We start from the raw sequence: 26,990 nt of genomic DNA, 5'->3' as shown, positions 1-26,990 counted from the left end.
CCGCCCACTTGCGTGGACGGGGGCGCCGTGGGCGCTGCCGGAGCGCTAACCGGTCACCAGGGACAGCCCCCAGCTGCTCAGCAGGGGAGTGACCTCCTGGTAGTAGGTCGTGCCGCCGACGGAGCAGTTGCCGGAGCCGCCGGAGGTGACGCCCTGGGCCTGCGAGCCGGAGATGAACGAGCCGCCGGAGTCACCGGGCTCCGCGCACACGTCCGTCCGGGTCAGGTCCTGGACCGTGCCCTGCGGGTAGCTCACCGTCTGGCCGCGGGCCTCGATGCTCCCGCAGTGCCAGCCGGTGGTCGAGCCGGAGCGGCACACCGCCGAGCCGACCGGGGCCTGGCTGGAACCGGACACGGCCTGGGGGCTGCCGGAGTCGTACCGGCTGACCAGGTTGGTCACGTCCCAGTTGGAGGTGGCCGCGACGAAGGCGCCGTCGTTGCCCGGGAAGACGGACTCCTCGAACGTGCCGGAGCCGCTGCCGTCGGAGCTCTCGGCGCCGGTGCCGACGGTGCCGCAGTGGCCCGCCGTCACGAAGCCGCCCGCGCCGGAGCCGTCGGTCACGGCGAACCCGACCGAGCAGCGTCCGCCGCCCATGTAGTACGCCTCGCCGCCGACGATGTCGGCGAACAGGCGCGGCGTCTCACCGGTCTCCTCCACCTGGACGGCGGAGGGGTCCACGCCCGCGGCCTCGATGAGGCCGTCGGCGCTGGCTCCCTCGGCGACCTGGACCACGACGGTGTCGTTCTCCACGTCCGGGTACCAGCCGACGACCCCTTCCCGGCCGCCGGTCTCGTTGAGCGCGTCGACGACCTCGGCCAGGCCCTCGGTGCCGTACGAGACCACGGTGGCCTCGGCGCCGGTGGCCTCGACCGCGTCGACGGCCGAGGCGTCGGTGACCAGCACGGTGAGTTCGAGGGTCTCGGTGTCGAACAGGGAGCCGCCGTAGGACGCTCCCGCGGCCTCGGTGGCCTCGGCGTCGGTCTCGATCGCTTCTTCCTGCGCCGCGAGCAGCTCCTCGGCCCCGAGCGGGGTGAGGCCGAGGTCTCTCTGCAGCGCTTCCATCATCGTCTGGGCCTCGCTCGCTGGCTCGGCCGGTACGGTCGCCGCACTGGCGCCCGGCGTCACGGAGAACGCCAGACCGAACGCGAGTGCGCCGGTGCCGATAGCGGAGATAGCGGGGGAGGGTCGCATAGATCCCTACTCTCCTTGGGGAACTGACGGGGGTTCGGGGCCCGACGCCCGCCGGCGAGGACGTCGGACCCCAGCGGGGCCGTGCACAGGGCCCGGCCCCACGATGTGCTTACCGAAGGCCCTGTCACCAAGACACTCGGTAAACGAACACACACCATAAGTGCACAACCTGGATAGCGGAAGAGCGGGCACCGGAGTCCACCTCTCCAGGGATGGCAGGGCCATCGGATGATCGAATGAATTGCAATATGTGACGCATGGTGATGATGTGTCTGACCTTGTGCTTCTCTGTCGATATCGCTTCCACAACATGGAAGCGGAGTTCTGGCAAGAGGTGTTGCGTGGCCGGATGCGGTCACCGGAACCGGGTGCCATCCGTGACCATGTGGACACGTAGGAGTAACCCCGAAGGTCAGGGCGGTGACCCGCGGGTAACTCACGTGCGCAGGGCGATCAGCCGTACCTGTGACGGCTCGGTGCGGGTGCGGCGGTGCGGGCTGGAACGGGCCGACGCGGGCTCCCGGAGCGGTCCGGGAAGCGGCGGCCCGGCGGTCCCCGCCGAGCCCGCGCGGCGTCCGCGGCGTCGGCCGTGACACGCCCGGGGCGCGGCGCACACGCGTACGAGCACGTGGGCGCGCACATGGGACGATCCGAGGTAACTAGCGAGTATCGGGCCCCGGGAAGGGGGTTGAGGTGCCCGGTGTTGGGCCAAGATAAGGGCAAGAGCCCCGAACGGGGAGCCCGAACGGGAGGTAACCGGCTATGGCGACGAAGGACACGGGCGGCCAGAAGCACGCCTCACGCCGTGACGAGGAGGTCGAGGAGACCGAGGCCTCGGCGGACGTTCAGGAGCGCAACGACCAACTGGACGAGGACGTCGACGACATCCTCGACGAGATCGACGACGTGCTGGAGAGCAACGCCGAGGACTTCGTCCGGCAGTTCGTGCAGAAGGGCGGCCAGTAGTCGCCCCGCGGCGGTTCGCTGACAGCGCACTCCAGCGCCGTCAGCCCCGTCGCGCGCAGGACTAGGGTCAGTTCCAACGGTCGGCGCACAGCCTGGCCGCAGACAACAAGGACAACAGGCGCCCCACCCGCCCCCATGCCGGGGTGGGGCGCGCGTGGAGGGAGTCGCGTGTTCGAAGGGTTCGAGGGCGGACGGTTGCCCGCCGCTTTCATGAGTGCGGGAACCTCGTCCTTCACCGAGTTTCTCAGTTCGGTCCGCCCCGAGATGCTGCCCGGACACAAACTGCCCCCGGGCGGAGGGACCGAGCACCTCACCCCCGACGCCACGACCATCGTCGCACTGACCTTCCCCGGCGGTGTGCTCCTGGCGGGCGACCGCAGGGCCACGCAGGGCAACGTCATCGCCAACCGCGACATGGAGAAGGTCTTCCGCACCGACGAGTTCTCCGCAGTGGCCATCGCGGGTTCGGCGGGGTTCGGCATCGAGCTGGCCCGCCTCTACCAGGTCGAGCTGGAGCACTACGAGAAGATGGAGGGCCGCTCGCTCTCCCTCGAGGGTAAGGCCAACAAGCTCGCGCAGATGGTCCGCGGCAACCTCGGCCTGGCCATGCAGGGCTTCGTCGTCGTCCCGCTGCTGGTCGGCTACGACGAGAACACCGGACAGGGCCGTGTGTTCAGCTACGACGCCACCGGCGGCCGCTACGAGGAGCAGCGCTACCACTCCATCGGCTCCGGCTCGGTCTTCGCCAGGGGCTCGATCAAGAAGCTCTACCGCGAGGACCTGGACCAGACCGGTGCCGCCAGGGTCGCCTTGGAAGCCCTCTACGACGCCGCCGACGACGACTCCGCCACCGGTGGCCCCGACCTGCACCGCAAGATCTTCCCCCTCGTCGACGTCGTCACCGCGGACGGCCACCGCCGTCTGCCCGCCGAGGACGTCGCCCGCCTGGCGACCGAGGTGGTCCAGGGACGCGCGGCCGACCCCGACGGCCCCACGGCCACGCTGGGCTGAACCGGTCCCGTCCCACACCAGACATCTCCCGACTAGGTAAGGAAACGATCCGCGGTGTCGATGCCGTTCTACGTCGCCCCCGAACAGCAGATGAAGGACAAGGCGGACTACGCGCGCAAGGGCATCGCGCGCGGCCGCAGCGCCGTCGTCCTGCAGTACGAGGGCGGGATCCTCCTGGTGGCGGACAACATGTCCCGCACCCTGCACAAGATCAGCGAGCTCTACGACCGGATCGGCTTCGCCGCCGTCGGCCGCTACCCCGAGTTCGAGAACCTGCGCCTGATGGGCGTGCGCTTCGCCGACGTGCGCGGGTACCAGTACGACCGCCGCGACGTCAGCGGGCGCCAGCTCGCCAACATCTACGCCCAGACCCTGGGCACCGTCTTCAGCGAGAGCCTCAAGCCCTGGGAGGTGGAGATCGTCGTCGCCGAGGTCGGCGACACCTCCGCCGAGGACGAGATCTACCGCATCACCTTCGACGGCTCCATCGTGGACGAGCAGGGCTTCGTGGCCGTGGGCGGCTCCTCCGAGCACGTGTCCGGCGTGCTCAAGGACCGCTTCGCCGCCGACGCCCCCCTCAGCGCCGCCCTCAACGCGGCCACCCACGCCCTGGCCAGGGAGAACGGCGAGGAGCGCGAACTGGAGGCCACCAACCTGGAGGTCGCGGTCCTGGAGCGGTCCAGGGAGCACCGCAAGTTCCGCCGCATCCACGGCCAGCGCCTGACCGACCTCATCGAGGAGGGCAGGGCGGCCGGCGGCACCGCGTCCGGCGGCGCCACCGGAGGCACCGGCACCGGAACCACCGGAAGCACCACCGCGGGCGGGACCGACGAGTGACCTGGAAACGATGATCACGGTGCTGCGCTCCCGAGGCGCCGCACCGGCCGGGCGGGTGTGGACGGCGCGGCCCCGTCGTCCACACCCCGGTGAGGGAAGTTGGTGAGGCCGCGTGGAACGACGGATCTTCGGGCTGGAGAACGAGTACGGGGTCACGTGCACCTTCCGTGGACAGCGCCGCCTGTCCCCGGACGAGGTCGCCCGCTACCTCTTCCGCAGGGTGGTCTCCTGGGGGCGCAGCAGCAACGTGTTCCTGCGCAACGGCGCCCGCCTGTACCTGGACGTGGGCAGCCACCCCGAGTACGCCACCCCCGAGTGCGACAGCCTCGTGGACCTGGTGGCCCACGACAAGGCCGGTGAGCGCATCCTGGAGGGGTTGCAGGTCGACGCCGAGCAGCGCCTGCACGAGGAGGGCATCGCCGGGGACATCTACCTCTTCAAGAACAACACCGACTCGGCGGGCAACTCCTACGGCTGCCACGAGAACTACCTCGTGGGGCGGCACGGCGAGTTCGGACGCCTGGCCGACGTGCTCATCCCCTTCCTGGTCACCCGCCAGATCATCTGCGGTGCCGGAAAGGTGCTCCAGACCCCCCGCGGAGCCCTGTTCTGCGTCAGCCAGCGCGCCGAGCACATCTGGGAGGGCGTCTCCTCGGCCACCACGCGCTCGCGCCCCATCATCAACACCCGGGACGAGCCGCACGCGGACGCCGAGCGCTTCCGCCGCCTGCACGTCATCGTCGGCGACTCCAACATGAGCGAGACCACCACCCTGCTCAAGCTGGGCTCCACCGACCTGGTGCTGCGCATGATCGAGGCCGGGGTGGTCATGCGCGACTACACGCTGGAGAACCCGATCCGGGCCATCCGCGAGGTCAGCCACGACATGACCGGCCGCCGCAAGGTGCGCCTGGCCAACGGGCGCGAGGCCAGCGCGCTGGAGATCCAGCGCGAGTACCTGGACAAGGTGCAGAGCTACGTCGACCGGCACGGCACCGACGCCACCGGCAAGCGCGTCCTGGAACTGTGGCAGCGCACCCTGGAGGCGGTCGAGACCCAGAACCTGGAGACCGTCTCGCGGGAGATCGACTGGGTGGCCAAGTACCTGCTGCTGGAGCGCTACCGCGACAAGCACGACCTGTCCCTGTCCTCGCCGCGGGTGGCCCAGCTCGACCTGACCTACCACGACATCCACCGCGACCGCGGACTGTTCTACCTGCTCCAGGCCCGTGGCCAGATGGAGCGGGTGGTCGGCGACCTGAAGATCTTCGAGGCCAAGTCGGTGCCGCCGCAGACCACGCGGGCCCGGCTGCGCGGCGAGTTCATCCGACGCGCCCAGGAGCAGCGCCGCGACTTCACGGTGGACTGGGTGCACCTCAAGCTCAACGACCAGGCCCAGCGCACGGTGCTGTGCAAGGACCCCTTCAAGTCGGTGGACGAGCGGGTGGAGAAGCTCATCGCCGGTATGTAGGACTTCCGGACCACTGCTCCCGGAGCCCCGTCCGGCGGTCGAAGGCCGTCCGCGGCGGGGCTCCGGTGTTCGTGGTGTTCCGGGGGGTGGTTACGGTCCTTCTTTTCGGTAGTGTGACTCTGTCCCAAGCCGGAAATCAGAGGTTGTGACCCATGCACCGACGTGCTGCCGCCCTCGCGGTGCCGCTGACCGCGATCGCCCTGGCGGTCTCAAGCTGCGGAAACATCCCCGAAGAGTGGCGTACTCCCGCCTTCATGCGTATGGGGGAGGACCAGCTCGACCCGCGGCTTCCCGAAGTCACCGGCGAGGTCGGTGAGGAACCGGAGGTCGCCTTCCCCGACGAGGAGCCGCCGACCGAGCAGATCTCGGGCGTTGTCGAGGAGGGCCCGGGCGAGAACGAGCTGGTGCGCGCGGACGACCTCCTGATCGCCAACGTCGTCCAGTACCAGTGGACCGGTCCCGGCGAGGGCGCGCCCGTCGAGGGGCAGTCCAGCTACGAGACCGGCGCCCCGGACCTCATCCGCATGGAGCAGATGCCCGAGGAGATCAGCGACGTGCTGGTCAGCCAGCCGGTTGGCAGCCGGGCCGTGTACGTCTTCCCGCCGCTCACCGAGCAGGAGCGCCAGCAGGCCGAGATGTCGGGCCAGCCCGTCCAGGAGGGCGCGAGCATCCTGGTCATCGACCTCATGGACCGCTTCAACAAGGGCTCGGTCGTGCAGGGCGAGCAGGTCACCGACGGCGGCGACGGCCTGCCCACGGTGACCCAGGAGGGCCACAGCGAGCCCACCATCGAGATCCCCGACACCGACCCGCCCGAGGACCTGGAGGTCGTCCCGCTCATCGAGGGCGACGGCGCCGAGGTCGAGGAGGGCCAGCAGGTCATCGTCCAGTACAGCGGTGTGCGCTGGGAGGCCGACGAGAACGGCGAGCACCCGGTGTTCGACTCCACCTGGAGCCGGGGCGGCGACCCCTTCGACACCACGATCGGCGCGGGAGCGGTCATCCAGGGCTGGGACGAGGGCATCGTCGGCCAGCCGGTCGGCAGCCGCCTGCTGCTGGTCGTGCCCGGTGACATGGCCTACGGCGAGACCGCGGAGGAGACCGGGGGAGCCCCCGCCGGGACGCTGGTCTTCGTCATCGACGTCCTGGGCGCCTACGACAACCCGCCGCCCGCCGAGCCCGCCGAGGGCGAGGGCGCCGGTGGCGGGGAGGCCGCGCCGGAGGAGTCCCCCGCGCCCGAGGAGGGCGCCGAGGGCGGGGAGTAGCCCCCGGCGCGTCGGTGTACGCCCGAGGCCGGGGAGCGGTCCCCGGCAGGCCCGAGCGCGTACACGCGTGAACACCCGGACAGCCGGACACCGGACGCCCCCGCGGGGAGGAGAACCCGCGGGGGCGTCCGCGTGTCCGGCGCGGGTGGTACCCGGGCGGACACGCCCGGGTACCGCGTTCCACTACCGTTCCCCGACCGGTGCGTAGAGTCGAATCCATCGGTGGACGGGCGAGGGGGAAGCTCATGTCAGACCGTCGGCGCTACTGCTACGTCTCCGGGCTGGGCCTCGGTGTTCCGGCGCTGGAGGAGCTGTGCGCCCAAGGCTTCCCGCCGAGCCTGGTGGTGTCCCATCCGGCCGAGTTCGCCCACTGCTCCGGCTACCTCGACTACGGCGCCCTCGCCGGTCGGCTCGGCGTGCCGCACCTGCGCGCCGACCTCGACTCGGGCGAGGTGCGCGAGGCCCTCACCGCCCACGGCATCGACCTGATGGTCGTCGCGGGCTGGTCGGGGACCGTACCGGGGGAGGTCCTGTCCTCCCTGGCGCTGGGCGGGGTCGGACTGCACCCGGCGCCGCTGCCCGTCGGCCGCGGCCGGGCGCCCATCCCGTGGACGATCCTGCGCGACATGCGCTCCAGCGCCGTCACCCTCTTCCACCTCGACGGGGAGGAGCACAGCGGCGACATCGTCGACCAGGCCTGGTTCGACGTGGCCCCGGACGCCACCGCCGCCGGTCTGTACGAACGCGTGGGGCACCTACAGGCGGACCTGCTCGTGCGCCACGTGGAGGGCCTGCTGGAGGGCACCGCGCCCCGGCGGCCGCAGAGCGGCCACGCGTCGGTGTGGCCGCGCCGGCGCCCCAGCGACGGCCACCTCGACCTCACCGCCTCCGGAAGCGACGTGGACCGGATGGTGCGCGCGCTGGCCGAGCCCTACCCGGGGGCGTTCGCGATGTTCGGCAGCGCCCGGATCACACTGTGCTCGGGACGCCTGGTCGGCGGGGTCCCCGGCGGGGCGCCCGGGCAGGTGGTCGCGACCGGTCGGGGGCGGGAGTGGGGGATCACCTGCGGGGACGGGTCCGTGTTCGTGCCCGAGGTGCTGCGGGTGGACGAGGGGGTGCGCGCCCGGCCGACCTCGCTGGCCATGTTCCGGCCCGGGACCTTCTTCGAGGCCCCCTCCCAGCACATGCTGGAGGGCACCCGGCGGGCGCCCCTGCCCGGCCAGGCGCCGAGCGGTCCGAACAGGGCCGTGCCCGCGGCCCGGACGGCGTCGGAGGCACCGGCACTGGAATCCCGGAGCCCGGGGGCAGGGGCGGGGGACGCGCGGTCGGAGACCTCGGCCTCGGAGGAGGGGGCTTCGGAGACGGACGTGGCAGGGGGGCGGGGGGCGCCGGAGGCGGCCGGGGCGGAGGTTCCGGAGGCGCGGGCCCCCGAGCAGGTCTCGAAGCCCCGGGCTCCCGAAGCCCAGGCGGGCGGTGCGAACCCCGCACCCGGGATCGTGACGGGTGACCCCAGCCCGGCCGACCAGCGCTGAGGCGGGCGGGCCGGATTCCGGGGCCTCGGGCGGGACGTGTCGTAGGCCGTCCAGCGCTGAGGCGGCGTCGGAGCCCGGAGCCCGGAGCCCGGAGCCCGGAGCCCGGAGCCCGGAGCCCGGAGCCCGGGACCCGGAAACCCGCGGCCCGGGACCCGGAAACCCGCGGCCCGGGACCCGGAAACCCGCGGCCCGGGACCCGCGTCCTGGAACTTGCGTCCTGGAACGCGCACCCCGGGGCGGGGTGCGCTGGAGGCCGGGCAGCGCAAGGCGGGCGGGGCGCGAGCGCCCCCTTTACCAGGGTAGAAGCCCGGCCCCATCCCGGACCAGAGCGCTCTGGAACCTGTGGACAACCCGCCCGCGGCGTCCCCGTTTCGCGCGCCTACAGCAGCGCGGCCGCGTGACGGCCCGCCGCCGCGGCGCTCAGGAAGGCCGCGCGGTCCTCCTCCAGGCCCCGGCCCATCGTCGACACCTTCACCGGAAGCGTCCGCACCGCCTCCTCCAGCCCGTCCACACCCACCTCCACCAGCGTGTGCCGCTCGCCCAGCGCCTCGGCCTGGACGCGCACGCGCTCGCCGAACACCCCCGGCAGCAGCGGCACCACCACCTCCGCCCGCGCCAGCGCCACCCGCCCGTAGGCGGTCAGACTGTGGTGCGACACCCCACGGTGCCGCTCGCGCGCGTCGGCCTCGCTCACCCGCAGCGACGCCACCGGACGCCCGCCCAGCACCGCCGCCGCGTTCACCGCCTCACCGCACGAGACGCCCGAGAACCCCCACGGGGTCCCGGTGCCCAGGTTGCCCGGGCCCTGGCACACCACTGCCACGTCCGCGCCCAGCACGTGCCGGGCCGCCAGCAGCCCCGAGTGCACGGTCACCGCCTCCAGGTCGCCGCCGAAGGACTGCCCCGTGGTCACGCACCCCGCCAGCATCCCCTCCTCCCGCAGCGCTCCCACCAGACGCGAGAACGCCGCGGGCAGCGCGCCCCCGTCCAGCATCACGTGGACGATCCGAGCCCCGGGACGGTGCGCGCGCACCCCCGCCACCACGGCGGGCAGCGCCGAGTGCAGGTCGGCCACCACCACCGGCATGCCGTCCACGCCCTCGGCCGAGCGCAGTGCCTCGTGGTGGGGCGAGCCCTGCTCGTCGGCGCCCAGAACGGTCGCCTGCAACGGCGTGTAACGGGCCTTGACCAGGTGGCCGGGCCCCCGGGGGTCGGCGGGCAGCCGGTCGGGCACGGCCACCACCAGCGCGTACCCGCCCGTCCCCAGCCCCAGGTCCAGGGCGCCGGTGTTGAGTAGTACGGTGTCGCCCGTCTCGGGCGAGCCCACCAGGTCGGTGTAGGCCAGCGCGCGGCAGGTCACCTCCCCGCCCGCTCCCGCGGCCTCGCGGCCTCCAGCGCCTCCTCTGCCGCCTGCTTCGCCGACGGGCTCCAGCGCCACCGCGCACAGCACGACCCCCGGCCAGGAGGGGAGGATCTGACGGACTTCACCACGGCGCCACCGGATCATGAGATTGTTGGGCATCGCCTCCCGCCTTTCGGGTCGGACAGGCGACGTCCGTCTCCTTTCTGTCATGAGATAACAAGAATTACAATTAGAATGTAAACATGGCCAGGTCGACGGTGAAGCGGGCGTTCAAGTACCGCTTCCATTCCACGGATGTGCAGTCGGCGGAGCTGTCGCGCACGTTCGGCTGCGTGCGCCTGGTCTGCAACCGCGCTCTGGCCCACCGCACCCGCGCGTGGTACACCGAACAGCGCCGGGTGGACTACGACGAGTCCTCGGCCGTGCTCACCGAGTGGAAGAAAGACCCCGACCTGGCGTTCTTGAACGAGGTCTCCAGTGTTCCGCTCCAGCAGGGACTGCGTCACCTGCAAGCGGCGTTTCGCAACTTCTTCGACAAGCGCGCGCGGTATCCGCGTTTCGAGTCCCGCAAGAAGTCGCGTACCTCGGCCGAGTACAGCCGTTCCGGGTTCAGGTACCGCGACGGCCACAACACACTGGCCAAGATGACCGAGCCGTTGAACATCCTCTGGTCTCGGCCTCTGCCCGAGGGCGCTGAGCCCTCCACCGTGACCGTGTCCAGGGACGCGGCAGGCCGGTGGTTCGTTTCGGTCCTGTGCGAGGACGTCGTTGCCGATCACCCGGCCACCGACAGCGCGGTCGGTGTGGACGCCGGAATCACCTCCCTGGTCACCCTGTCCACGGGGGAGAAGATCACCAACCCCCGCCATGAGCCTCGTGACCGCGCCAGGCTGGCTAATGTGCAACGGGCGCTGTCGCGTAAGGCCAAGGGCAGTGCGAATCGGGGCAAGGCGCGTCGGAAGGTGGCGCGGGTGCACGCCCGTGTCACCGACCGGCGCCGGGATTTCCTGCACAAGCTCACTGCTCGACTCGTCCGCGAGAACCCGGTGGTCGTGCTCGAGGATCTGGCGGTGCGCACCATGGTCAAGAACCGCAGGCTGTCCCGGGCGATCTCGGATGTGGCCTGGCGTGGGCTGCGCAGCATGTCGGAGTACAAGGTGCGGTGGTACGGGCGGGACCTGGTCGTGGTCGACCGGTTCTTTCCCTCCTCCAAAGCGTGCCCGGAGTGCGGAACCGTGCGGAACGAACTGTCGCTGAACGTGCGTGAGTGGACGTGCCCCCAGTGCGGGGCCACCCATGACCGTGATGTGAACGCGGCGAACAACCTCAGGGCCGCCGGGCTGGCGGTTGTTGCCTGTGGAGCTGGTGTGAGACCTCAACGGGAGTCCTCCCGGACGGGGCGACCGGCGGTGAAACAGGAAGCCCAGCGGGTGACCGCTGGAATCCCCTCCCCTTGAGGGAGGAAGAAGCCAAGCAAGGCACGGTACCGTCGTTGCTGAACCGGTGCCGGGGCGACGCGCCAGCGTCCGCCGCCGCCGGTCCATCCACCACGGGCGAGAAGGGTGCGGACGATGTCGCGCAGGAAGACGGAACGACAGCTGAACCTGGTCATCTGTCTGTTGTCCACGCGCCGCCACCTGACCGCTCAGGAGATCAGGAAGACGGTGCACGGCTACGCCGAGGCCGAGACCGAGTCGGCCTTCAAGCGCATGTTCGAGCGCGACAAGCGCGAACTGCGCGACAGCGGCATCCCCATCCAGGTGGGCACCGGCGACGCCATCAGCGGCGAGGAGGGCTATCGCATCTCGCGCTCCGACTACGAGCTGCCCGAGATCGAGCTCCTGCCCGACGAGGCCCTCGTGCTGGGCCTGGCCGCCCGTGCCTGGCGGCACGCGTCCCTCGGTGAGGCCGCCGCCAACGCCCTGTTCAAGCTGCGTTCCGCCGGGGTCCCTGTCGACAGCGAGGCCGCCCCCGGCCTCACGCCCGCCATGCGCACCGACGAGCCCTCCTTCGGACCCGTCTGGCAGGCCGTGCGGGACCGGCGCCCCGTCTCCTTCGCCTACCGCAAGCCCGGCCAGACCGAGGCCGAGACCCGTGAGATCGAACCCTGGGGCATCGTCAACCTGCGCGGCCACTGGTACGTGGTCGGCCACGACCGCCTGCGCGACGCCCGCCGCGTCTTCCGCCTGGGCCGCATCCGCGGCGAGGTGACCGTCCTGCGCGGCGGCCCCGACATCGTCGTCCCCGAGGGCGTGGACCTGCGCTCGGTGGTCGCGGGCCACAGCGCCGAGTCCGAGCGCACCGCCGTCCTGCGGGTGCGCACCGACTCCGCGCACGCCCTGCGCCGCAGCGCCCTGCGCGTGGTGCCCGGCGAGCGCGACAGCTCCGGCGTCGGCTGGGACACGCTCACCCTGCCCTACACCGACACCCCCGACCTGGTGCGGCGCGTGGCCTACTTCGGCTCCAACGCGGTCGTCGTCGAACCCGTCGGCGCCCGCGAGGCCATGGCCGCGCACCTGAGGGCCACCGCCGAGACCGTCCCCGCCACCGAGGCCGGCGACGGCCCCGGCTCCGCAGAGGAGGCCGAGGCCCCCGCCCGGGGGCCCCGCTCCGCCGACCAGCTGCGCCGCCTGCTGATGCTCGTCCCCTACGCGCTGGGTCGCGACGTGCGCGTACCCGAGGTGGCCAGCCACTTCGGGCTCAGCGAGAAGCAGGTGGTCGCCGACCTCAGCCTGCTGTGGATGTGCGGCCTGCCCGGTTACACCCCCGGTGACCTCATCGACGTCGACCTCGACGCGGCCAAGGAGACCGGCGAGATCATCATCGCCAACGCCGACACCCTCGCCCAGCCGCTGCGCCTGACCGCCGACGAGGCGGCCAGCCTGGTCGTGGGCCTGTCCCTGCTGGAGGCGCTGCCCGAGACCGGGGGCCTGGAGACCGGCGCCCTCAAGCGGGTGGGCGAGAAGCTGCGCGCCGCCGCGGGGGCCGCCCTGGGCTCGCTGGCCGACTCGGTCCAGGTGCGCCTGGAGGGTGACGCGCAGGTCGCCCAGACCCAGCGCCGCTGCGCCGACGCCCTGGAGGCGGGCCAGCGCCTGCACCTGCGCTACCTGTCGGGCTACCTGGACCAGGTCACCGAGCGCGACGTGGACCCGATGGGCCTGGTGGTCCAGGACGGCTACCCCTTCCTGGAGGGCTACTGCCACCTGCGCCGGGACGTGCGCCTGTTCCGCCTGGACCGGGTCCTGGAACTGACCGTGCTGCCCTTCGCCGCCGAGGTGCCCGAGGGGGTGGGCCGCCGCGACCTGTCCGGGGGCGTCCTCCAGCGCTCGGAGCGCGACGCCCTGGTCGTCCTGGACCTGGAGCCCGCGGCCCGCTGGGTGACCGAGGACTACGTGTGCGAGTCGGTTGCCGAGCTGCCCGGGGGAGGGGTCCGCGCCACCCTGCGCACCCCCGCCCCGGCCTGGGTGGTGCGGCTGGCGTTGCGCCTGGGCCAGCAGGGGCGCGTGGTGTCTCCCGTGGCGCTCGCCGAGGAGGCCCGGGCCGAGGCCCGCCGTGCGCTGGAGCACTACCGGACGCCCCAAACCTCCGCGAAATTGGTCGAGACCACTTCGTCTCCCGAGTGAAGCCCAGACGTTCACCCCGGGTCAGGGGACAGTTCGGGTCGGAAGGGATAAGGTTGCAGCGTGATCGTCCTCGCTGTCCTGTTCGGTGTGGTTGCGGCCGGGCTCGTCGCCATCGGCGCTCTCGGGCTGCGCGCACGCCGCGCGGCGGGGCTGCTGTCCCGAGCGGTGGCACGGGCGTCGGACGAGTACCGGGCGAGCAGCGTTGACCTGCGTGAGCGCGTCGGCCGCGGCGGTGCGGGGCCGTGACGGCCCCGTGTCCGAATGCGCGTACCATCGAAGGCGCTTGGTCGCGCCCCACAGAGAGGTAGAACCATGGGACCGTTCAACGGACCTACCATCGCCATCCTCATCGTCCTGGCGATCCTGCTCTTCGGAGCCAAGAAGCTCCCGGACCTGGCCCGCTCCCTGGGACGCAGCGCGCGCATCCTCAAGGCTGAGACCAAGGGCATGGTCGACGACAACAACGAGTCCGAGGAGAACGCGGACACCCGCGCCCAGGCTCACGACCAGCAGGCCTCCCAGCAGAACGCGCCCGGGCAGCCCCAGCAGCAGGATTACCCGCAGCAGCCGCAGCAGCCGCAGCAGCCGCAGCAGCCCCAGCAGCAGGGTTACCCGCAGCTGCCCCCCGGCCAGCGCATCGTCGACGAGTCCGGTGAGACCACGCACCGCACCTACGGCAACTAGGTTCCCGGAGGCCGCGGAGCGACGCGCGCCAGCTCCGTCCGCCCCGGAGTCCAGGGCCCTGACGCCGACCGGCACGGGGCCGCAGGAGACGACGAGAGAGTGACCGCACGATGAGGGCACGAAGCCGGGCCACCAACCCCGAGGCCCGGATGCCGCTCATGGACCACCTGCGCGAGCTGCGCAACCGCCTGGTGAAGGCGATGATCGCCCTCGCCCTGGGCGCGGTGGTCGGCGTCCTGACCGACGAGTGGGTGTGGGACTTCCTGGTGGAGCCCTACTGCTCCCTGCCGGTGTCCCAGGTGAACGGTCCCGACGACTGCTCCCTCATCGTCACCGGGCCCTTCGACGCCTTCTTCGTCTCCATGAAGATCTGGCTCTTCGTCGGCGCCCTCGTCTCCGCGCCGTTCTGGCTGTACCAGCTGTGGGCCTTCGTCGCCCCGGCCCTGCACGGGCGCGAGAAGCGCTACGCCTACATCTTCGCTCCCCTGGCCGCGATCCTGTTCGTCACGGGCGCGATCCTGGCGTACTTCATCACCTCGTACGCGCTGACGATGCTCTTCGGGTTCCTGCCCGAGGACGCCGACCCCTTCCTCACCATCAGCGAGTACCTCAACTACATGCTCATCATGATGGGCATGTTCGGCCTCGGCTTCGTGCTGCCGCTGCTGGTGGTGCTGCTCAACATCCTCGGGGTCCTGCCGCACGCGGCCATCGCCAAGTGGCGCCGCGTCATCATCTTCACGGTGTTCGTGATCGCGGCCGTCATCACCCCGGCCGAGCCGATCTCCATGCTCGCCCTGGCCGTTCCGCTCATCGTCCTCTTCGAGGTGGCCGAGCTGTTCGCCTTCCTCAACGACCGGCGCAAGAGGCGCGACGACCCCTACGCCGACCTGGACGACGACCAGATCTCCGAACTCGACGAGACGCCCTCCGAGCTGGACGAAACCCCCTCACCGCTGGACGGCCCCGACGTGGGCGAGGAGAGCGGAAGGCGCTCCTGAGCCCCTCCGGCACACGCTAGGGTCGGGCGGTGGGGCAGGCCGCGGCGCTGTCCCGTCGGTCCGGGGACCCCGGCCGACGCCGGTTGCTGGGAATGAGGAAGTGCGATGAGCGAGCGGACCGAGACCGAGCGGGAGCTCCCGCCCGAGGCCATGGGCAACGAGAAGTGGCACGACACCACCGACGCGGTCTGGATGCGGTCCTCCCTGTCCAAGGAGGAGTCCGAGGCCGTGGTCGAGGTCGCCACCTTCGACGACGGCTTCCGTGCAGTTCGCGACGGCAAGTCCCCCGAGAAGGGCACCCTGTTCTTCACTCCCGCCGAGTGGGAGGCCTTCGTCCTGGGCGCCCGTGACGGCGAGTTCGACATCCCCGAGGAGTACCTCACCGAGGAGGAGCGCCGCATCCAGCGCGGTGAGGTCGACACCGAGGTGGCCTGGGTCCCCTCGCCGCTGAACACCCCCCGGGCGATGGAGGAGTACCACCGCCGCCAGCGCGAGGAAGCCGAGCGCAACGACGCGGAGGGCTCCGAGTAGCACCGACCCGCCCGTGCGCCGGGCACCGTCAGCACGGCGGCGTCCGGCGCGCGCGGAGCGGGGTGTGCGCCGGGCCGGGAACCGGAGCGGACCCCGGCCTCGAAACGGTCCTCCACGCGATGGCGCGGGGCCCGGCGAGCCACTTCTCCTCCGGTCCCTACTCCACTTCCTCCACCTCTTCTGCCTCCTCGGGCTCGTCCTCGTCGCCCTCGAACGCGTCGCCGATCTCGTCCACGACCTCGGCCGCCACGTAGCCCGCCGCGAGGCCGCCCGCGACACCGAGCGCGACCCCGCCGACGGCGCCGAGCATGCCGCCGCCCTCCTGCTCCCCGTGCTCCCCCTCGTGCCCGGGGTGGCCGGAGAACCCGCGGCGCCGGTACAGCGCCTGCCCGATCCACTCGTCCACCGCCCGCGTCCAGTCGGTGTGGTCGGCGTCGGAGTGCTCGGCCCGGAGCCAGCTGGGGGCGCCGCCCTCCGAGAACTCCTCGGCGTGGCGGTCGAAGGCGAAGCCCACCGCGACGCCCGCCGGATCGGCGCAGAAGAGGACCTCCACCTCGCCGACCTCGTGCGCGTGGTGCTCGGCGGGGTGGAACACCAGGCTCTGGAGGAACGCGGCCTCCTCGTGGGGTCCGGGCGGCGGCCCGCCCTCCACCCGCACCCCCGCGAACACGGCCCCCAGCCGCGGCATCGCCTCCAGCACGTGCTCCTGGACCGGCAGCGGATGGATGTGGACGCGGTCGAGGTCGCCCTTGTCGGCGGCCCCGTCGACGACCACCTCGGTGCGCAATCCCGCGGAGACACCTGGCAGCGACGAGCCCCCGGCCTCGGTGACGGGCGCCTGCCAGGGGACCGGGTGGCTGAAGGGGATCGACAGGTGCTCCCCGGCGTCCAGGCTCACACCCGCCGCCACGGGGACGCGGGTGCACTCCGCGCCGCCGGTGGCCTCCCCCTCCTCGTCCTCGGTCTGGACGACCAGCACGAGGACGATCTCGGCGATGTCGGTGCGGCTTCCGCCGCCCGTGAGCTCGACGCTGCCCTCCAACAGGTCTCCGGGCCGGGTGTGGGGGTGCGGCAGGACGGTGTCGACAGTGGGTCCGTCGGCACCGAAGGCGGCGAGCAGGCGTTTGAGGACCATGGCTTCCTTCCGGGAGGCGTCGTGTGCGCCGCGGCGCGCTGGCGGCCGGTGCGCTGGTGTCGCCCGCCCAACGCGGACGCGGTGCGCGCCGGTTCCGCGGGGACCGGGTTCGGACTCCGAGGGAGGGCTTTGGGGGCGTCCGCAAACACGTCCGTGCGCAGCGTGGCCGAGACCGTGCGCAGCGTGGCCGGGACCGGCTGCGGAGTGCTCGCCGACGGTACTGGTGGAACCGGTGCGCCCCGCAGGTCCACGGTGGTCCGCGCCGTGGCCGGGCCGGGCGGCTGTGGTCTGGCAGATGTCGTTTGGGGCGGGCCGCAACACGGCTGTCCCACCTTCCTGCCGGGCGTGTGGCACGGACCCTGACCGGAACCGGTCAGGGGGTGCGCTGACCGCATGGCGGGCCTAGTGTTGTCCTGGTCCTGTGGCCGCCCCGACGCGCACGGTCACGGTTTTCCGTGGGCCGTGCCCGGGCGGTCCTCCGACCCCGAAGGTGCGTGATGGTGCGATTTCTTACCGCGGTCCTCCTGCTCGCGGCGGTGACGGCGTGTGCGGGTGCCGACGGAGGCGTTGACGACGGCGCAGCTCCTTCCCCGTCCCCGTCCCCCTCCGCCGCGGAGGCGGTGACACCGTCCCCGTCTCCCTCCCCGTCCCACTCGCCCTCGGTATCCGCCTCGACCGGTTCCGGGGAGGACGCCACCGCCGACGTCTGCGGCAGAGCCGTCGAAGCGGCCCAGGCCCGGGAGGACGGTGCCGCCCAGATCGCGGAGAGCGGGGAGCGGCTCACGCTGATGGCGGTGGCGGCGGCGCCCGCGATCGACGACGAGGTGCTCCAGATCTACAACGACAACTATGACCAGCCGCAGGAGGCGGTGTCACTGATCGCGAACTGGTGCGAGGAGAACGACTACTAGGTCGTCGGGGGAGTGCCCCGGAGCGATCGCGGGCATGAGGCAGGCGTTCAACGCTTGCTGTGCGTGCGTGGTCGCTCGCTCCTGCGTTGGCATCAAAGGCAGCGGATGTCCGGGGTCCCTGTTCAACGCCCTGGTCGCGAGTGGTGGCGGTGGCGGCGGCACCGGCTGCCGCGTAGTGGTGTGGGAGGGCGTTCAACGGTGGGGGTTCGGGGGTGGTTGCTCGTTCCTGCGTTGGCATCAAAGGCAGCGGGTGTCCGGGGTCCCCGCCCAACGCCCCACCCGCTGATGGTGGCCGAGGCAGCGGCACCGGCTGCCGCGTGGTGGTGCGGGAGGGCGGTCAACGGTGGGCGTTCGGGGGTGGTGGGCCTCTGCTGCGTTGGCACCAAAGGCGAGCGGACCTTCCGGCCTCGGGCAGCGGTACCGGCCCCCGGTGGTGGGGGTGGGCGACGGTGGCAGCGACGACGGTGGGCGTTGGGCGCGGGTTGCGTGTCGGGCGCGGGCATGCCGGGGCTCGGTACGGCCGGGGGTCATTCCCGGGGCGGTGGGTCCGGGTCCCCGCCGGGCGGGTGGTGCCGTCCTTGTCCTCGGTGTTGGTGTGTGCGCAGTTCGCGTTGGTACTTGGCCCGGTTGTGCGGGCCGCACAACGGTTGCAAGTTGGCTACCACCGTGCGCCCTCCTCGGGAGAACGAGGTGACGTGGTCGGCTTGGCACCAGGTCACCGGCACCTCGCATCCGCCCGGGTGGGCGCACGTGGTGTGTCCGTGGAAGGCGGCGGTGCGCTGTCGGGCTGAGGCCAGCCGTCGGCTGTGGCCCACATCCAGGACCTGTCCGGTGGGGGGTGCGGTGAGCATCCGCACCACCTCGGAGTCCCCCGCCAACTCGTGCACCACCCCGGCCGGGATCACCCGTCCGCGCTCGTCCAAGGCCGGAACCTCCTGGCCCTGGGCGTTCAGGTAAGTCTGCACCGGTACGACGATGCGGATCTGCGCCAACGGAGCCGGAGCCTGGGTGCATCCGGTGTGGGTGGTGGCAAAGCGCAGTGCCGCGATGAGCGCGTCATGCTCACGCTGGGACCGGGTGCGGGTGTCGTCCTCACTCGGTGGGGTGGTGAAGGTGTCGATGGCCGCGCGCACGACCAACGCGTCCCCACTGCCTCCCCAGGCCTGCAACTGGTAGCTGCCCTGGAACGTGTCATGAACCGTCAGGCCGCGTGCGGCGTGAGCGGCTGCGTGGTCGCGGTCCAGGCGGTGCGGGTCCAACCGGTAGGCGACCTGGCGGGCCACCGACCGAAGCTGGTTGACCGACAACGCAGGCCGCTCGACCTTCGCGGCCACCAACGCCGACTCAAACCCGCCCCGGTACCCCTGCTCGTCGGGAAAGTGGTTCTCATCCCGGTTCTGGACGGCTGTGTCGGTGGCCTTGGCGATCGCCACCGCCTCACCCAACACCACCGCGCCCTCAGCCACCGCTTGAGTGGTGGCGGGCAGCGTCTCCTCGTGCACGTGCTGGGCCAGACGGGCCAGGTCCTTGGCCTGGGCGGTGGGCATCTTGCCGTGGTGAACCAGCCACTTGTCCAACGTGGAGTAACCGCTGTAGCGGGCCACCTCGCCCCGCGCGTACAAACCCGCCATCCGCGTCAACGCGCGCAAGCGGATCTTCTCCAGCTGCGCCCACAGGGCAGCGACTTCCTCAGCCGCACTCTCGTCCGCTCCGGGCGGCACTTCCCCACTCCATGCCTGGTCGATGATCTCGCGCGCACCGGCCAGCGCGACCACGACCGGGGAGCACTCCCCGGGGGCCGCGTCGGGCGCTGCAAGCATCATCTCCATACCTCTTATTATAAGCCAGAATCCACCATTGTTCCAGCATTCACAGCCTTGAATTCACCGCCTTTTGGCCATCTTTCCTAGAATCCGCCCCTGATTGGAAAGCCACAATTAGGGCGGACCAAAAAGTGTCCGTAAATGCGCGGCCGAAATGATCGCTCGCTGTTGGTGCCATCGTCACCCGCCCCGGCCGCAGGGGCCGGAGTCGTTGCCCGAAGCGGGAGGGCCCGCTTGCCGTTGGTGCCGACGCAGCAGAGCCCCACCACCCCCACGCCCTGGGCGTTGGTCGCCCTCCGCCAGTTGGCTCCCGCCTTTGGTGCCGCTGTTCGTTGGACACCCCCGCCCCCGCCGGACGCTGACCGTTTTTCCGCATCCCCGCGCCCTTGCGCGGCAGCAGGCGCGCTTTCGTCGCCGCCGACAACCCCTGGCAGGAATAGCGTAGGGAGGAGCCCTGTTGGCGGCCCCTCCCTACCCCTCAATTCCTTGTTCTTTTCCTGCTGGTGGCCGGTTGAGGGATTCTTTTCCTGTTGTCGGCCGGTTGAGGGCATGCCGAAACGCACGTGGGTGGGATCCCCCCTATTTCCAGGAAACCATCACGGAGCTACCCGCTGCCACCCCCAACCACCACCTGTGGAAAAGGTGGCCACCCGCAGGAAATAGGGCCCTGCGCCATTCCCCGCTCGCTGGTGGAGTTCGCCCGAGCGGTCGACGCCACCCAGCTGGTCATCGGCATCAGCCGCCGCGGCCGCCTCCTCACCGCGCTCACCGGCCCCGGGGTCGGCGCGACCGTCATCCGCGAGTCGGGCCCCATCGACGTGCACATCGTCAACCACGCCGCGGCCGCGAGGGGGCTCACCCTGCCCCGCCTGGGAGGGGCGCTCAGCCTCCGGCGCCGCCTGGCCGGGTTCGCGCTCTCGCTCGCCGCGGGCCCGCTCCTGACCTGGCTGCTGGTCTTCCACCGCAGCACGGAGTCGCTGGTCGCGGACGTGCTGTCCTACCAGCTGCTGGTGGTGGTCGTGGCCTTAGCCGGCGGCATCTGGCCCGCGCTCTACGCCGCCGTGATGTCCGCCGTCACGCTGGACCTGCTGTTCATCGAACCGCTGCTCCAGATCAGGATCGACCACCCCCTCCACCTGGGCGCCCCGGTCCTGTACGCCCTCAACGCGGTCCTGGTCGGCTACGTCGTCGACCAGGCCGCGCGCCGCACCCGCGCCGCCCGGCGGGCCGGGGCCGGGTTCGAGCTGCTCGCCACCGTCGCGGGCAGCGTCCTGCGGGGCCAGGACGCCCTCAGGGCCCTGGTCGGCCGCACCGGGAGGCCTTCGCCCTGGACGCGGTGCGGCTGCGCTCGGGCGGGGCGGTCCTCAGCGCCGACGACTACGTCACCAAGCCCTTCTCCATCGACGAGTTCCTGGCGCGGGTGCGGGCCCTGACCCGTCGGGGCGCGGGCGGCGACGCCGAACCGCTGTTCAGGCTGGGGAGCTGACCGTGGACCTGTCGGCCAGGACCGTGACCCGCGAGGGCGGGTCGGGGGTGGAGAGCGTCCGGCTGACCCCCACCGAGTGGCGCATCCTGGAGATCCTCATGCGCCACCTCATGCGCCACGCGGGCAAGCTCGTCACACGCCAGAGGCTGCTGGCGGACGTGTGGGGGTCCGAGCACGTCACCGACACCGGTTACCTGCGCCTGTACGTCTCCCAGCTGCGCAAGAAGCTCGAACCCGAACCCAAGGCGCCGAGGTTCCTCATCACCGGGCCCGGCATGGGGTACCGTTTCCGGCCCCCCGGATGACGGACACCGCACGCGTGGTTCATCGTTGTGTCGAGCGGCCGCGGACCCGGGGGACCGGGCACCCGAGCCGAGGAGGCCGTGCCACGGGGCACGCCGCGGTAAGAAGGAAGTGAGAACGATGGGTTTCGGGGCACGTGAGATCCTGATCCTCCTGGTCATCGCGCTACTGCTGTTCGGAGCCAAGAGGCTTCCGGACCTGGCGCGCTCCCTGGGGCGCAGCGCCCGCATCCTCAGGGCCGAGACCAGGGGCATGCACAGCGACGACGGCGACGCCGACGGCGCGCGGCCCCGGCCCGCCGAGCCGCAGCGGGCCGCCGCGCGGCCCCGTCCGCAGGCCCAGCCCGAGCAGCCGGTCGCGCAGCCGACGCTGGAGGGCAGGATCATGAGCCCCGGCGAGTACGGCACCGCGCAGCCCCACACCGCCGGGAACTGAGACCTCCCGCGGACCCGGCCGCGCACGGTCCCGCACGGCCGGAGGCCGGGACCTTCGGAGGGCCGGGCCGGAGACCAGGCCTGCGGCGGGTGCGGCGGCGCGTGCCCCCGGGCCGGGAACCGAGGCCGTCACAAACCTGGTGGCCGACTGGTGCGGTGGCGGGGCGGGGGTAGGTAGTGTGACCCATCGGGTACCCCGGCCGGGCCCACGGTCCGGGCCAGGGAGCCCGCGGCCACACCGCCGCGCTCCGTTCCCGCCCCCGTGGCCAGCGGGAGACGAGCGCACCGGGCACGGGGCGCCCCGGCGCGTCCCGCGCCCCCGTTCCCGCTAGGACTCCCATGCCCCCACACATCGCCCTCCTGGTCAACCCGAACTCCGGGCGGCGCCGCGCGGCCGTCGTCGCGGTACGCCTCAAGGAGGCACTGCGCGATGCCGGGGCCCGCGTGCACGTCTACACCGGCCGCTCGGCCGCCGACAGCCGCCGCATGGCACGCCTGGCCGCCTCCGACCGGCCCGACGCGCTCGTGGCCGTGGGCGGCGACGGGCTCGTCCACCAGGCCCTGCAGGCGGTGGTGGGCACGGGGGTCCCCCTGGCCGTGGTCCCCACCGGGACCGGCAACGATATCGCCCGCGCCTTCGGCCGCCCCCGAGGGTCGGCCCGGGACGTGGCCGAGGCGATCCTGCGGGGGCGCACCCGCCCGGCCGACGCCGTGCGCCTGACCCTGGCCGACGGCACGCAGCGCTACTTCCTCAGCGTCCTGGCCTGCGGCTTCGACGCCCGGGTCAACGAGCGCGTCAACGGGTTCCGCTACCGCGTCGGCCGCGCCGGGTACGTGGCCGGGCTCCTGGCCGAGCTGCGCTCCTTCCGCCCCATCGACTACGACATCGAGGTGGACGGGCGCCGCATCGCCGAACCCGGGATGCTCGTCGCGGTCGGCAACACCAGCGCCTACGGTGGCGGCATGCGCGTGTGCCCCGACGCCGTCCCCGACGACGGCCTCCTCGACGTGGTCTTCGTCCGCCAGGCCCCGATCGGCCGCTTCCTGCGCGTGTTCCCCCGCGTCTTCAACGGCAGCCACACCGGCCTCGACGAGGTGGTGGTCGAGCGCGGGCGCACCGTCACCATCCGCGGCGCGGCGGGCACCGCCTACGCCGACGGCGAACGCACCGGGGAGCCGCCGCTGGTCTGCGAGGTGGCGCCCAAAGCGGTCGAGATGTTGGAGCTGACCTCATAGGCTGGAGGCCATATGAGTAGTCACGCTGAGCGGTACGCCGCCTTCCGTCGGCGCCAGGAGTCCTCCAGCGCCGCCATCGAGGCCTTCCAGGGCCTCTACGGGTTCGAGTTCGACCCGTTCCAGATCCGGTCCTGCAAGGCCCTGGAGAGCGGCCACGGGGTGCTGGTGGCCGCGCCCACCGGCTCCGGCAAGACCGTGGTCGGCGAGTTCGCCGTGCACCTGGCCCTGAGCGAGGGCACCAAGTGCTTCTACACCACGCCCATCAAGGCGCTGTCCAACCAGAAGTACAACGACCTCGTCAAGCGCTACGGCGCCGACCAGGTCGGGCTGCTGACCGGTGACAACAGCGTCAACGGCGAGGCGCCCGTGGTCGTCATGACCACCGAGGTGCTGCGCAACATGCTCTACGAGGGCTCGTCCACCCTCGGCGGCCTGGCCTACGTGGTGATGGACGAGGTGCACTACCTCGCCGACCGCTTCCGCGGCGCGGTCTGGGAGGAGGTGATCATCCACCTGCCCGAGTCGGTGCGCATGGTCGCCCTCTCGGCCACCGTCAGCAACGCCGAGGAGTTCGGCGAGTGGCTCCAGCAGGTGCGCGGCGACACCACCGTCATCGTCGACGAGAAGCGGCCCGTGCCGCTGTGGCAGCACGTCATGGTCGGCAACCGCGTCCACGACCTGTTCGTGGACATGGAGGAGGACCCCGCCTCCGACCCGGAGGACCGCGACGGGCAGGAGGGCTCCACCGGGCGCGCCAAGAAGCGCAGGCGCGAGCGCCGCCGCCAGGGCTGGCAGCCCCGCGAGATCGAGGTCGGCGGGCAGAGACTGCGGATCAACCCCCGGCTGACCCGTTTCGCCGAGGAGGACTCGCGCGTCACCCAGCTGGCCAACCGGCGCCGGCACCCGCAGTCGCGGGCCCGCGGCAATGTGCGTCCCCGCTCCCGGTTCGCGCCGCCCTCGCGGCCCACCATCATCGAGGAGCTCGACGACGGCGGCCTGCTGCCCGCGATCACCTTCGTCTTCAGCCGGGCGGGGTGCGACGACGCCGTCCGCCAGTGCCTGGCGGCCGGGCTGGTGCTCACCACCCCGGAGGAGGCCGACGAGATCCGCGAGTACGCCGAGACGCGGTGCGCCGACATCCCGCCCGCGGACCTGGCGGTGCTCGGCTTCGAGCAGTGGCTGCGCGCCCTGGAGGCGGGCATCTCCTCCCACCACGCCGGGATGCTGCCCACGTTCAAGGAGATCGTCGAGCACCTGTTCTCGCGCGGCCTCATCCGCGCGGTGTTCGCCACCGAGACCCTGGCCCTGGGCATCAACATGCCCGCGCGCACGGTGGTCATCGAGAAGCTCGACAAGTGGAACGGCGAGACCCACGCCCAGCTCACCCCCGGCGAGTACACGCAGCTCACCGGACGCGCCGGTCGGCGCGGCATCGACGTGGAGGGCCACGCGGTGGTCGTGTGGCAGGCCGGGACCGACCCCGAGTCGGTGGCCAGCCTCGCGGGCACCCGCACCTACCCCCTCAACTCCAGCTTCCAGCCCTCCTACAACATGGCGGTGAACCTGGTCGGCCAGGTCGGCCGCCAGCGCAGCCGCAACATGCTGGAGGCGTCCTTCGCCCAGTTCCAGGCCGACCGCGCCGTCGTGGGCCTGGTCAAACAGCTGCGCAAGAGCGAGGAGGCCCTGGAGGGCTACGCCCAGGCGGCCGAGTGCCACCTGGGTGACTTCATGGAGTACGCCGCGCTGCGCCGCGCCCTGAGCGACCGCGAGTCCATGCTCTCCAAGAACCGCTCGGTCCGGCGCCGCGACGAGGCCCTGGAGAGCCTGGAGAAACTGCGCCCCGGCGACATCATCCGCATCCCCTCGGGCCGCTACTCCGGGCACGCGGTCGTGCTGGACCCGGGTCTGCGCCACGACCTGCCCGCGCCCCTGGTGCTCACCGTGGACAAGCAGGTCAAGCGGGTCAACGCCAGCGACTTCACCGTGCCGGTGCACCCCTCCGGGCGCATCCGCGTGCCCAAGTCGTTCTCGGCCAAGTCGCCGCGCTCGCGTCAGGACCTGGCCTCCACGCTGCGCAACAAGCTCAAGGAGCGCGGTACCGACCCCGTCTACGAGCGGGGATCGCGCGAGGCGGGGGAGGACTCCGAGGTGCTGCGCCTGCGCGGGGAGATGCGCCAGCACCCCTGCCACGGGTGCGCCGACCGCGAGGACCACGCGCGCTGGGCCGAGCGCTACTTCCGCCTGCGCCGGGAGACCGACAGCCTGCGCCGCCGGGTGGAGGGGCGTTCGCACGTCATCTCCCGCACCTTCGACCGCGTGTGCGGGGTGCTGGAGGACCTGGGGTACCTGGAGGGCGACAGTGTCTCCGACGACGGGGCGCGGCTGGCCAAGGTCTACTCCGAGCTGGACCTGCTCGTGGCCGAGTGCCTGCGCCGCGGCCTGTGGAAGGGGCTGACCCCGGTCGAGCTGGCGGCCTGCGCCGCCTCGCTGGTCTACGAGGCGCGTCGGGGCGACGACGCCTACCCGCGTCTGCCCGGCGGGCGGATCGAGGAGACGCTCACGGAGATGGTGCGCCTGTGGGGTGAGCTGGGGGAGGTCGAGTCCCGGCACCGGGTGTCGTTCCTGCGCCAGCCCGACCTGGGCTTCGTGTGGACGGCGCACCGGTGGGCGGGCGGCGACCGGCTGGACGCCATCCTGCGCCAGGCCGACATGCCCGCCGGGGACTTCGTGCGCACCGCCAAGATGCTGGTGGACATGCTCAGCCAGATCGCCGGGGCCAGCGGAGACGCCGAGGTGCGCTCCACCGCGCGCAAGGCCGGTGACCTGGTGCGGCGCGGGGTGGTGGCCTACTCCTCGTTCACCTAGTGGACCGGCCGGAACCGTTGCCGGTGTGACGCAAGGGTTCTGACCTGCGATGATCTTGTACTTATAGCGCGTCTCGACCGCCCAACCTCGCTGTAAGTACAAGATCACGGCGGAGGAGGGATCTCCCCGGAGCCGCGTACGACGAGCGCGGTGGGCACCCGCTCCTCGCGGGGCGGGCCGTCGTCGCCCGCGATGCGCGCGAAGAGGCGCCGCACCGCCAGGGCGCCGATCCGCATCACGTCCTGGGCGATCACGGTCACCCGGGGCGTGAGCAGGTCGGCCATGGGGAAGTCGTCGAAGCCCACCACCGCGACGCGCTCGTGCAGGCCGCGCTCCTGCAGGGCCTGGATGGCGCCGATGGTCACCAGGTTCTGGGCGGTGAACAGCGCCGTGGGCGGGTGCGCGGAGTCCAGCAGCGCGCCGGTTGCCCGCGCCGCTCCGGCTGAGCCGGTCAGACCGCACACCACGTGCCCGGGGCGCTCGGGCAGGCCCCGTTCGGCCAGTGCCGCCCGGTAGCCGGTCAGGCGCTCGTCCGCGGTGCTGATACCTCGTTCGTGGCCGAGGAAGGCGATCTCGGTGTGCCCGTGGTCGGCCAGGTGCAGCACCGCCTCGCGGGCTCCCTCGGTGTTGGCGGCCATGACCGCGTCGGCGTCCAGACCGTGCGGCGGGCGGTCGGCGAACACCACTGGGGTGCCGGTGCGGATCTCGCGGTGCAGGTAGCCGTGGTCGGGCGCGGCCGGGACCAGGAGGATTCCGTCCACCCGGTGCAGGGTGGCCGCCCGCACCAGCTCCAGTTCGCGCCGGGGGTCCTCGTCCAGGCTCCCGGCGAAGACCAGGGTGCCGTGCTCGCGGGCCACGTTCTCCACCGCTCGGCTCAGCGTGGCGGAGAAGGGGTTGGCCACGTTCTCCAGCAGCAGGGCGATCTGGCGGGTGGCGCCGTCGGTGCGGCGCAGGCTGGAGGCGGCCAGGTTCGGCCGGAAGTCCAGCTGTGCGACGGCCCGCATGACGCGGTCGCGCAGTTCCTCGGAGACGGTGGAGACGTCGTTGACCACGCGCGAGACCGTCTTGAGGCTCACCCCGGACAGGGCCGCGACATCGCGCATGGTGGCCCGACGCACCGGGGCCGCCGTGACCCTCCGACCGCCGTTGTGGTCCACCGACACCGCTACCACCCCCTCGTACTGCCCCCCGTCCCGACACCGTCCGCGGCGTCCCCCGCACGAGGAGGGGCGCCGCACGGGGCGACCGCCCGGGGGCTCAGGGAGGTCCGGGTACGCGCGGTCCCATTGTGCCCCAGCGAGCCCGGTCGGTGAGCGGGGAAC

At 72.0% G+C, this 26,990-nt stretch carries 22 protein-coding genes and 1 pseudogene; 18 read left to right on the top strand and 5 right to left on the bottom strand.

All coding sequences use genetic code 11. The annotated features are described in order from the left end of the window. Positions 1-45: 45 nt before the first annotated feature. On the bottom strand, positions 46-1,191 hold the full coding sequence (locus tag FYW99_RS25445) for a S1 family peptidase (protein ID WP_150254566.1): 1,146 nt from the start codon (positions 1,189-1,191) through the stop codon (positions 46-48). Positions 1,192-1,953: 762 nt separating this feature from the next. On the opposite strand from FYW99_RS25445, the gene FYW99_RS25440 reads away from it, so the two are divergent. From FYW99_RS25440 to FYW99_RS25415, 6 genes and pseudogenes are all read left to right on the top strand, one after another. Next, entirely contained in the window at positions 1,954-2,157 is a 204-nt protein-coding gene (locus FYW99_RS25440; RefSeq protein ID WP_017564829.1) for a ubiquitin-like protein Pup, read from the top strand. Between the two features lie 168 nt (positions 2,158-2,325). Next, positions 2,326-3,168 carry a proteasome subunit beta gene (gene prcB / locus FYW99_RS25435; protein WP_017564830.1) on the top strand — a complete coding sequence of 281 codons (843 nt, stop codon included), beginning with the start codon at positions 2,326-2,328 and terminating at the stop codon, positions 3,166-3,168. A gap of 54 nt (positions 3,169-3,222) precedes the next feature. Then, positions 3,223-4,005 carry a proteasome subunit alpha gene (gene prcA, locus FYW99_RS25430; protein WP_150254565.1) on the top strand — a complete coding sequence of 261 codons (783 nt, stop codon included), beginning with the start codon at positions 3,223-3,225 and terminating at the stop codon, positions 4,003-4,005. A gap of 112 nt (positions 4,006-4,117) precedes the next feature. Continuing rightward, positions 4,118-5,476 (top strand): Pup--protein ligase, encoded by a 1,359-nt coding sequence (gene pafA, locus FYW99_RS25425; protein ID WP_017564832.1) that lies wholly within the window; start codon positions 4,118-4,120, stop codon positions 5,474-5,476. Positions 5,477-5,628: 152 nt separating this feature from the next. Next, positions 5,629-6,741, top strand: coding sequence for an FKBP-type peptidyl-prolyl cis-trans isomerase (locus FYW99_RS25420; RefSeq protein ID WP_150254564.1), 1,113 nt, complete (start codon positions 5,629-5,631; stop codon positions 6,739-6,741). A gap of 245 nt (positions 6,742-6,986) precedes the next feature. Next, a pseudogene (locus FYW99_RS25415) lies at positions 6,987-7,976 on the top strand (methionyl-tRNA formyltransferase); the annotation flags it as partial. Between the two features lie 676 nt (positions 7,977-8,652). On the opposite strand, the gene FYW99_RS25410 reads toward FYW99_RS25415, so the two are convergent. Further along, a complete protein-coding gene (locus FYW99_RS25410) occupies positions 8,653-9,780 on the bottom strand; it encodes a DUF3866 family protein (RefSeq protein WP_150254621.1) in 1,128 nt (375 codons plus the stop codon). A 98-nt stretch (positions 9,781-9,878) separates the two neighbouring features. On the opposite strand from FYW99_RS25410, the gene FYW99_RS25405 reads away from it, so the two are divergent. The 6 genes from FYW99_RS25405 (at position 9,879) to FYW99_RS25380 (ending at position 15,475) form a co-directional block, all read left to right on the top strand. Next, positions 9,879-11,093, top strand: a complete 1,215-nt coding sequence (locus FYW99_RS25405) for an RNA-guided endonuclease InsQ/TnpB family protein (protein WP_150254562.1) — start codon at positions 9,879-9,881, stop codon at positions 11,091-11,093. A gap of 114 nt (positions 11,094-11,207) precedes the next feature. Then, entirely contained in the window at positions 11,208-13,259 is a 2,052-nt protein-coding gene (locus tag FYW99_RS25400) for a helix-turn-helix transcriptional regulator (RefSeq protein WP_150254561.1), read from the top strand. A 60-nt stretch (positions 13,260-13,319) separates the two neighbouring features. Further along, entirely contained in the window at positions 13,320-13,505 is a 186-nt protein-coding gene (locus FYW99_RS25395) for a hypothetical protein (protein WP_150254560.1), read from the top strand. A gap of 66 nt (positions 13,506-13,571) precedes the next feature. After that, positions 13,572-13,943: a Sec-independent protein translocase subunit TatA gene (gene tatA, locus FYW99_RS25390; RefSeq protein WP_150254559.1), complete on the top strand. Its 372-nt coding sequence runs from the start codon at positions 13,572-13,574 to the stop codon at positions 13,941-13,943. Positions 13,944-14,092: 149 nt separating this feature from the next. After that, positions 14,093-14,944 carry a twin-arginine translocase subunit TatC gene (gene tatC, locus FYW99_RS25385; RefSeq protein ID WP_150254620.1) on the top strand — a complete coding sequence of 284 codons (852 nt, stop codon included), beginning with the start codon at positions 14,093-14,095 and terminating at the stop codon, positions 14,942-14,944. A gap of 105 nt (positions 14,945-15,049) precedes the next feature. Then, positions 15,050-15,475 carry a DUF397 domain-containing protein gene (locus tag FYW99_RS25380; protein WP_150254558.1) on the top strand — a complete coding sequence of 142 codons (426 nt, stop codon included), beginning with the start codon at positions 15,050-15,052 and terminating at the stop codon, positions 15,473-15,475. 157 nt (positions 15,476-15,632) lie between these two features. Here FYW99_RS25380 and FYW99_RS25375 read toward each other — a convergent pair whose 3' ends face one another. Then, positions 15,633-16,610, bottom strand: a complete 978-nt coding sequence (locus tag FYW99_RS25375) for a sporulation protein (protein ID WP_150254557.1) — start codon at positions 16,608-16,610, stop codon at positions 15,633-15,635. Between the two features lie 497 nt (positions 16,611-17,107). Here FYW99_RS25375 and FYW99_RS25370 point away from each other — a divergent pair, with 497 nt between their 5' ends. Beyond that, positions 17,108-17,521 carry a hypothetical protein gene (locus tag FYW99_RS25370; protein WP_150254556.1) on the top strand — a complete coding sequence of 138 codons (414 nt, stop codon included), beginning with the start codon at positions 17,108-17,110 and terminating at the stop codon, positions 17,519-17,521. Between the two features lie 527 nt (positions 17,522-18,048). Here the strand turns inward: FYW99_RS25370 and FYW99_RS25365 are convergent. Then, complete coding sequence (locus FYW99_RS25365) at positions 18,049-19,341, bottom strand: HNH endonuclease signature motif containing protein (protein ID WP_150254619.1); 1,293 nt, start codon at positions 19,339-19,341, stop codon at positions 18,049-18,051. A gap of 692 nt (positions 19,342-20,033) precedes the next feature. Here FYW99_RS25365 and FYW99_RS25355 point away from each other — a divergent pair. The 5 genes from FYW99_RS25355 (at position 20,034) to FYW99_RS25335 (ending at position 25,668) form a co-directional block, all read left to right on the top strand. After that, the gene (locus tag FYW99_RS25355) at positions 20,034-20,777 is read left to right on the top strand and encodes a DUF4118 domain-containing protein (RefSeq protein ID WP_317847017.1); all 744 of its coding nucleotides are present in this window, start codon (positions 20,034-20,036) and stop codon (positions 20,775-20,777) included. A 55-nt stretch (positions 20,778-20,832) separates the two neighbouring features. Continuing rightward, positions 20,833-21,135 (top strand): winged helix-turn-helix domain-containing protein, encoded by a 303-nt coding sequence (locus FYW99_RS25350; protein ID WP_317847016.1) that lies wholly within the window; start codon positions 20,833-20,835, stop codon positions 21,133-21,135. Positions 21,136-21,253: 118 nt separating this feature from the next. After that, the gene (gene tatA / locus FYW99_RS25345; RefSeq protein ID WP_150254553.1) at positions 21,254-21,568 is read left to right on the top strand and encodes a Sec-independent protein translocase subunit TatA; all 315 of its coding nucleotides are present in this window, start codon (positions 21,254-21,256) and stop codon (positions 21,566-21,568) included. Between the two features lie 338 nt (positions 21,569-21,906). Then, positions 21,907-22,803 carry a diacylglycerol/lipid kinase family protein gene (locus tag FYW99_RS25340; protein ID WP_150254552.1) on the top strand — a complete coding sequence of 299 codons (897 nt, stop codon included), beginning with the start codon at positions 21,907-21,909 and terminating at the stop codon, positions 22,801-22,803. A 12-nt stretch (positions 22,804-22,815) separates the two neighbouring features. Next, positions 22,816-25,668, top strand: a complete 2,853-nt coding sequence (locus FYW99_RS25335; protein WP_150254551.1) for a DEAD/DEAH box helicase — start codon at positions 22,816-22,818, stop codon at positions 25,666-25,668. Between the two features lie 104 nt (positions 25,669-25,772). Here FYW99_RS25335 and FYW99_RS25330 read toward each other — a convergent pair whose 3' ends face one another. Then, positions 25,773-26,831, bottom strand: a complete 1,059-nt coding sequence (locus FYW99_RS25330; protein WP_150254550.1) for a LacI family DNA-binding transcriptional regulator — start codon at positions 26,829-26,831, stop codon at positions 25,773-25,775. Positions 26,832-26,990 lie beyond the last annotated feature (159 nt).

It is taken from the genome of Nocardiopsis deserti (assembly GCF_008638355.1).
GTDB lineage: Bacteria > Actinomycetota > Actinomycetes > Streptosporangiales > Streptosporangiaceae > Nocardiopsis > Nocardiopsis alborubida.
This window is presented reverse-complemented; position numbering and strand designations above follow the sequence as displayed.

Excerpts from the sequence above, each read along its gene's own strand:
- FYW99_RS25445 (WP_150254566.1), bottom strand. The coding sequence starts at position 1,191 with ATGCGACCCTCCCCCGCTATCTCCGCTATCGGCACCGGCGCACTCGCG.
- FYW99_RS25440 (WP_017564829.1), top strand. The coding sequence starts at position 1,954 with ATGGCGACGAAGGACACGGGCGGCCAGAAGCACGCCTCACGCCGTGAC.
- FYW99_RS25420 (WP_150254564.1), top strand. The coding sequence starts at position 5,629 with ATGCACCGACGTGCTGCCGCCCTCGCGGTGCCGCTGACCGCGATCGCC.
- FYW99_RS25410 (WP_150254621.1), bottom strand. The coding sequence starts at position 9,780 with ATGATCCGGTGGCGCCGTGGTGAAGTCCGTCAGATCCTCCCCTCCTGG.
- FYW99_RS25405 (WP_150254562.1), top strand. The coding sequence starts at position 9,879 with ATGGCCAGGTCGACGGTGAAGCGGGCGTTCAAGTACCGCTTCCATTCC.
- FYW99_RS25400 (WP_150254561.1), top strand. The coding sequence starts at position 11,208 with ATGTCGCGCAGGAAGACGGAACGACAGCTGAACCTGGTCATCTGTCTG.
- tatA (WP_150254559.1), top strand. The coding sequence starts at position 13,572 with ATGGGACCGTTCAACGGACCTACCATCGCCATCCTCATCGTCCTGGCG.
- tatC (WP_150254620.1), top strand. The coding sequence starts at position 14,093 with ATGCCGCTCATGGACCACCTGCGCGAGCTGCGCAACCGCCTGGTGAAG.
- FYW99_RS25380 (WP_150254558.1), top strand. The coding sequence starts at position 15,050 with ATGAGCGAGCGGACCGAGACCGAGCGGGAGCTCCCGCCCGAGGCCATG.
- FYW99_RS25375 (WP_150254557.1), bottom strand. The coding sequence starts at position 16,610 with ATGGTCCTCAAACGCCTGCTCGCCGCCTTCGGTGCCGACGGACCCACT.
- FYW99_RS25370 (WP_150254556.1), top strand. The coding sequence starts at position 17,108 with ATGGTGCGATTTCTTACCGCGGTCCTCCTGCTCGCGGCGGTGACGGCG.
- FYW99_RS25365 (WP_150254619.1), bottom strand. The coding sequence starts at position 19,341 with ATGCTTGCAGCGCCCGACGCGGCCCCCGGGGAGTGCTCCCCGGTCGTG.
- tatA (WP_150254553.1), top strand. The coding sequence starts at position 21,254 with ATGGGTTTCGGGGCACGTGAGATCCTGATCCTCCTGGTCATCGCGCTA.
- FYW99_RS25340 (WP_150254552.1), top strand. The coding sequence starts at position 21,907 with ATGCCCCCACACATCGCCCTCCTGGTCAACCCGAACTCCGGGCGGCGC.
- FYW99_RS25335 (WP_150254551.1), top strand. The coding sequence starts at position 22,816 with ATGAGTAGTCACGCTGAGCGGTACGCCGCCTTCCGTCGGCGCCAGGAG.